Source organism: Streptomyces poriferorum, from assembly GCF_019399235.1.
Lineage (GTDB): Bacteria > Actinomycetota > Actinomycetes > Streptomycetales > Streptomycetaceae > Streptomyces > Streptomyces poriferorum.
On sequence record NZ_JAELVH010000377.1, the window covers coordinates 1 to 5,708 of the forward strand.

The window sequence follows — 5,708 nt, forward strand, 5'->3', positions numbered from 1 at the left end:
GGGGCCGAACGCTGCCAGGGCAGCAGGTAGTCGGGCTGTTGCGGGGGCGGACAGGCCGGGCGGTGCCGCGGCCGGGCGGGCCGGGGCGGCGGGCGCCCGTGGCCGGGGAAGTGCGGAGGTTCGTACGACATGGCGGTGCCGCTCCTTGCATGGCTCGGGCCCGGGGACGGACTGCAAGGCGGAAGCGCGCGGTGCGCTGTAGGAGCGCGAACGTTACTCGTGGGTAGGCCCGGTGGGGAGTGGATGCGCCGAACTACCCTCGGTAACCCGTCAGTTGTCCAGTCCTCCGGCGGTCGGCGAACGCGCCCGGCCGGTGCCCGCCGTCAGCACGGTCCGGCGTGTCCCGCCGCCTGCCTCTGCAGCGCCCGCACCAGCGCCGTGACCTCCGCACGGGCGCGGCGGTGGCCGCTCGTGGCCACGCCGATGTGCCGGGCCGGGGCCGGCGGCCTGACCGGGACGGTGCACAGGCCCGGCACCTGCGGTGTCAGCGCGATGGACGGGATCAGCGAGACGCCCATGCGCGCGGCGACGAGCGAGCGGGCGAAGAAGTAGTCCGTCGTCGTGCCGCGCACCTCGGGGTCGAAGCCCGCCCGCTCGGCGTAACGCCGCAGGTACGCCTCGGTCTTGAGGCAGCCGAGCACCCACGGTTCGCCCGCCAGCTCCGCCAGGTCGAGCGCCTCGTGGCCGGCCAGGCGATGCGTCTCGGGCAGGACGACGTGCAGCGGGTCGTCCATGAGCGCGGTCCACTCCGGGGCGGGGCTGCCGCCGCCGCCCGTCCGGCCGGGGAGCGGGCCGTCGAAGTGGTAGGCGAGCGCGAGGTCCACGGCACCCTGGCGGACCAGGGGCAGACTGTCCTCGGGCTCGTACTCCCGGACGTGCAGGACGGTGCCGGGATGGGCAGCCGTGAGCTCGGCGAGGGCGCCGGGGAGCAGCAGCCTGCCCCCGCTGGTGAACGTCGCGACGGTGAGCTGGACCCGGCCCGTCCCCAGCTCGGTCACCTCGCGCCGCGCGTGCTCGATCTCGGCGGCCACCGACTCGGCCGCACCGACCATGATCCGGCCCGCCGGGGTGAGGCTGACCCCCCGCGTGCTGCGCGTGACGACCTGGGAGCCGAGGCCGCGCTCCAGGGCGGCCACATGTTGCGAGACGGCCGAAGGGGTCAGACGCAGGGCCGCGGCAGCCCGGTTGAAACTGCCGTGCTCCGCCACCGCCCGCAGGACGCGGAGTCGCTGCACATCGATCAACAGTTTCCCTTACGACGCATCCAGTAAGCCGGTACTTCTGCTGATGACGGTACGTCTCCAGGATGGGGGCATGCAAAGGATCTGCGTCATCGGCGGTAGCCGGTACTTCGGAAAGCTCCTGGTCCAGCGGCTGTTGGCGGCCGGGCACCAGGTCACGGTCATCAACCGCGGCTCGACCCCGCCGCCCCCGGGCGCCGAGCACCTCGTCGTCGACCGCGACGACGAGGCCGCCCTCGTCGCCGCGCTCGGGCCGCGCTCGTTCGACGTGGTAGTCGACCAGGTCTGCTACACACCGGTGCAGGCAGAGACCGCCGTCCGCGCCTTCTCCGGACGCACCCGGCGCTACGTCATGACGTCCACCATCGAGGTCTACGACCCGGCGACCGCCGCCCTGCCGGACGCCGCGCAGCACACCCCCGTGCCGGAGGAGCGCGTCGACCCGGCCGCCTGGCCGGTACGGACGGACCTGCCCTGGCACGACGCGGCCTACCGCGAGGCCCGCTACGCCGAGGGCAAGCGGCAGGCCGAGGCCGTCTTCACCCGCGACGGCCGGTTCGCGTTCGCCTCCGTGCGCAGCGCCCACGTGCTGGGCGGCGGCGCCCGGGAGTTCACCGGCCGGCTCGCGTACTACACCGACCGTCTCGTCCGGGGGGCGGAGATCGCCGTGCACGCGCGGGAGCTGCCCACGGTCTTCATCCACTACGAGGAGCTGGCGGACGTGCTCCTGTGGGCGGCGACGGCCACCGCGTTCACCGGCCCGCTGAACGCCTGCTCCGACGGTCTGCTCGACGTGCGCGACCTCGCTTCCGCCCTTGCCGTGGAGACGGGCCGGGAGCCCGTGTACCGGACCGTGGCCGCGGGCGAGCCGGCCGGTCCGTTCTCCTTCGACCGGTACTACGCCATGAGCAACACCCGGGCCGGGGAACTGGGTTTCGTCTTCTCACGCACCGCCGAGTGGCTGCGCGGCGCCGCCGCCGAATCCATCACCGCGTCCACCGTCCCCGCTGCCTGAGGAGCACCCGCCATGCGACAGCGCACCATCGGCAAGATCACGGTCGGCGCCATCGGGCTGGGCGCCATGCCGCTCTCCATCGAGGGGCGCCCGGACGAGCGGCGGGCCGTCGCCACCGTCCACGCCGCCCTCGACGCGGGCATCACGCTCATCGACACCGCCGACAGCTACCACTGGCACGCCGGCGAGAGGGGCCACAACGAACTCCTCCTCGCCCGCGCGCTGCGGAGTTACGGCGGCGACACCTCCGGCGTCCTGGTCGCCACCAAGGGCGGGCGCGGGCGGCCCGGCGACGGCAGCTGGACGGTCACCGGCACTCCCGGACACCTCAAGCGCGCCGCCGAGGCATCCGCCGGGCGCCTGGGCGTCGAGGCGATCGGCCTCTACCAGCTGCACAAGCCCGACCCGGCCGTGCCCTGGGCGGAGTCCGTCGGCGCGCTGCGCGATCTGCTCGACGCCGGCACGATCCGGGCCGCCGGGATCTCCAACGTGACCAGCGCCCAGATCCGGGAGGCGCACGCGATCCTCGGCGCCGGACTGGTCTCCGTACAGAACCGGTACTCGCCCGCCGTGCGCACCGGCGAGCCGGAGCTCCGGCTGAGCGAGAGTCTGGGCCTCGCCTTCCTGCCCTGGAGCCCGCTGGGAGGTGTCTCCCGCAGCGCACTCGACGGCCCGCCCGGACCGGCCGGTGCGGGCACCGTCTTCCACCGCATCGCGGCCGAGCGGGGAGTCAGCCCCCAAAGAATCGCCCTGGCCTGGCTGTTGGCCCGCTCCCCGGCGGTCGTCCCGGTGCCGGGGGCCAGCCGGCCGACGTCGGTCCAGGACTCGGCCCGGGCCGCGGAGACCGAGCTCAGTGAGGCGGAGCTGGCGCGGCTCGAAGCCGCACCCGAGTAGCGCAACACCTCATCGGGCGGCCGGCGGGCGCACCAGCCCGTGGCGCCGGGCCCAGGCGTCGATCGCCGCGGCCAGCTCCTTTGGGCGGTCCTCCGGGGAGTGGTGGCCGGCCACGCCGTACCGGGAGACCTCCAGGCCCGCGATGTTCTCCTCGCACCAGGCCACGGCACCCCGGTCGGTCATCGCGCCCGGGCCCGGCTCGAACGCGGCCAGCAGCTTGGGGACTTCGGGGCTGGCGGCCAGCCAGGCGTCGTAGCGCTCGATGCGCGCCACGACGTCCGCGGGCTCGCCGTCCAGCGGCATCATGCGCGTCCAGGCCAGCACCGGGCGACGGCTGTCCGGGGTCGGGAAGGGGCGCCGGTAGACGTCGAGATCGGCGGGGGCGAGCGGGGTGGCGAGCGTGTCCGGGAGCCCCTTGATGAACAGGGAATGCTCCAGGATCATGCTCTCGCCCACCCCGGGCGTGCGCAGCAGGGTAAACAACTCCCGTCCTGCCAGCGGGAATTCGTCGCCGACGAGCGGTTTGATGATCGTCTCGGTGAAGGCGATACCGCGGACGGTGTCCGGGAGGCGGGCGGCCCGGTCGAAGGCGAGCGCGCCGCCCCAGTCGTGGCCGACCAGTACGGCCTCCGTCAGGCCGAGGGCGTCGAACCAGGCGTCGAGGTGGCGGGCGTGGTCGTCGAAGGAGTAGTCGATGCGGGGCTTCCCGGACTCGCCCATGCCGATCAGGTCGGGGGCCAACAGCCGGCGGCCGGGCGCGACCACCCCCGGAGTGACGTTGCGCCACAGGTGGGAGGAGGTGGGGTTGCCGTGGAGGAAGACGAACGGCAGACCGTGGGGGTCGCCGGACTCGCGGTAGTGGAGGGTGGAGCCGAGTACAGGAACGGTGGGCATCGCGGTGTCGCCTCACTTTCGGGGTCGGGTTCGTGGGGCGTTCGGGTGTCAGAGGCCGAGGCCCAGTACGCGGTCGACGGCGATCTCGACGACGACCAGGTCCGGCGGGGCGGGCGGGGCGCTCCGGTAGCGGGCGGCATAGCGGCCGACCGCGTCGGCCAGGCGTACGGGATCGTCGCCGACCGTGGCCAGGCCCTCCAGGGTGAGCCAGCGGAAGCCGTCCGCCTGGCAGAGCGCGACCCGGGCCGCCGCGCCGCCCGCCGCCACGTTGCGGGCCTTGCGGGCCCGCGCCCTGGTGGTCACCCGGGCCAGACCGGTGGACGCGTCGAAGGTGAAGCGGACCGGAGTGACGTGCGGAGTGCGGTCCGGGCGCAGCGTGGTGAACGTGGCCGTGACGGGCAGCGCGAGGAACTCCAGTGCCTCCAGGGGGAGGTCGACGGTCGCCGGGCTCACTTCTTCTTCACTCCCTCGTTCCAGATCATTTTGGCGATGTTCGGCTTCACCGCGGTGGTGATGACGCCCATGGCCGTACGGACGTAGCGCCGCTCCTCCAGCTCGCGCAGCATGCTCGCGGCGAGGTCGGCCCGGGCGGTGAAGACGCCGTCGGCGCTGACCGGCGCGGTGCGGTAGTCCGTGACGACCGGGTGCTCGAAGAGGCCCGAGGGCCGTACGAGGGTCCAGTCGAGGCCGGTTCCGCGGATCACGTCCTCCATGCGGCGCATGTCCGCGTGCAGGGTGCGGCCCAGACGCCGGTTCACCAGCGGATCGAGCACATGGTTGAAGAAGTGCGCCCCGGTGGGACGCCAGTCGGGGTCGGCGATGCTGGAACTGATGGCCAGGAGCCGCTTGACGCCGTGGCGGGCCATGGCGTCGGTGAGGGCCGCGGCGCTCGCCGAGTACAGGGTGACGGCCTGCTTGCTGAAGCGGGCGCCGAGCGCGGAGAGGACGGCGTCCGTGCCGGCGACCGCCGCGTCGACCGCCGCCGGGTCGGTGGCGTCGGCGACGGCCACGGTGAGGCCGGGGCGTTCCCGTAGGGAGCCGGGGCGGCGGGTCACGGCGACGACCTCGTGACCTGCGGCCAGGGCCTGTTCGGTGAGATGGCGGCCGGTCGGTCCGTTGGCGCCGAAGACTGCGATACGCATGGTGTCGGTCATTCCTTCGTGTGGTGGCCGGAACGCCCTTGACTGTGCCGATCACGGAACGCAGGCTCAACGCTGATGAATAACGCCGCCCCCGCGCGCACCCGAGGCCGGCCCCGCGGGAACCCGCCGACCCGCGAGTCGATCGTCCCGGTGGCGCGCGCGCTGTTCCTGGAGCGCGGCTACCGGGCCACGACCCTGCGCGCGGTGGCCGGGGCCGCCGGGGTCGATCCGGCCCTGATCGCGTACCACTTCGGCTCGAAGAAGGGCCTGTTCGCGGACGTGATGCAGTTCCAGTGCGCCAACGCGCTGGCGGTGGAAGAGGTCCTGGGCGGTGACCCGGCCACCCTTCCCGGCCGGCTGATCGACGCGGTCACGGACCTGTGGGAGGACGCCGACTTCCGCCGGCTGACCGCGCAGGGCGACGAGGCCGCCGGCGTGATCCGCGAATACCTGGAACGCGAGCTCCTGGCCCGTCTTGTTGAATTCCTCGGCGGCCGGGACGCGACCGCCCGCGCCACCGCC

General features: G+C 73.7%; 7 protein-coding genes. 3 read left to right on the forward strand and 4 right to left on the reverse strand.

The window, feature by feature from the left end:
- Positions 1-323: 323 nt before the first annotated feature.
- Positions 324-1,244: a LysR family transcriptional regulator gene (locus JGS39_RS36200; RefSeq protein WP_219574007.1), complete on the reverse strand. Its 921-nt coding sequence runs from the start codon at positions 1,242-1,244 to the stop codon at positions 324-326.
- Positions 1,245-1,314: 70 nt separating this feature from the next.
- On the opposite strand from JGS39_RS36200, the gene JGS39_RS36205 reads away from it, so the two are divergent.
- Together JGS39_RS36205 and JGS39_RS36210 are read left to right on the forward strand one after the other, a co-directional pair.
- The gene (locus JGS39_RS36205) at positions 1,315-2,256 is read left to right on the forward strand and encodes an NAD-dependent epimerase/dehydratase family protein (protein WP_219574008.1); all 942 of its coding nucleotides are present in this window, start codon (positions 1,315-1,317) and stop codon (positions 2,254-2,256) included.
- 12 nt (positions 2,257-2,268) lie between these two features.
- Positions 2,269-3,150, forward strand: coding sequence for an aldo/keto reductase (locus tag JGS39_RS36210; protein WP_219574009.1), 882 nt, complete (start codon positions 2,269-2,271; stop codon positions 3,148-3,150).
- Positions 3,151-3,159: 9 nt separating this feature from the next.
- Here the strand turns inward: JGS39_RS36210 and JGS39_RS36215 are convergent, their stop codons facing one another.
- From JGS39_RS36215 to JGS39_RS36225, 3 genes are read right to left on the reverse strand one after another with little or no spacing between them, the layout of a single operon-like run.
- Complete coding sequence (locus JGS39_RS36215) at positions 3,160-4,044, reverse strand: haloalkane dehalogenase (RefSeq protein ID WP_219574010.1); 885 nt, start codon at positions 4,042-4,044, stop codon at positions 3,160-3,162.
- Positions 4,045-4,092: 48 nt separating this feature from the next.
- Positions 4,093-4,497: a pyridoxamine 5'-phosphate oxidase family protein gene (locus tag JGS39_RS36220; RefSeq protein ID WP_219574011.1), complete on the reverse strand. Its 405-nt coding sequence runs from the start codon at positions 4,495-4,497 to the stop codon at positions 4,093-4,095.
- Complete coding sequence (locus JGS39_RS36225; protein WP_219574012.1) at positions 4,494-5,186, reverse strand: NAD(P)-dependent oxidoreductase; 693 nt, start codon at positions 5,184-5,186, stop codon at positions 4,494-4,496. The genes JGS39_RS36220 and JGS39_RS36225 overlap by 4 nt, the downstream gene beginning before the upstream one ends.
- Before the next feature lie 75 nt (positions 5,187-5,261).
- On the opposite strand from JGS39_RS36225, the gene JGS39_RS36230 reads away from it, so the two are divergent.
- On the forward strand, positions 5,262-5,708 hold a 447-nt coding region (locus JGS39_RS36230; protein ID WP_219574013.1), incomplete at its 3' end, for a TetR/AcrR family transcriptional regulator.

Excerpts from the sequence above, each read along its gene's own strand:
- JGS39_RS36215 (WP_219574010.1), bottom strand. The coding sequence starts at position 4,044 with ATGCCCACCGTTCCTGTACTCGGCTCCACCCTCCACTACCGCGAGTCC.
- JGS39_RS36205 (WP_219574008.1), top strand. The coding sequence starts at position 1,315 with ATGCAAAGGATCTGCGTCATCGGCGGTAGCCGGTACTTCGGAAAGCTC.
- JGS39_RS36225 (WP_219574012.1), bottom strand. The coding sequence starts at position 5,186 with ATGCGTATCGCAGTCTTCGGCGCCAACGGACCGACCGGCCGCCATCTC.
- JGS39_RS36210 (WP_219574009.1), top strand. The coding sequence starts at position 2,269 with ATGCGACAGCGCACCATCGGCAAGATCACGGTCGGCGCCATCGGGCTG.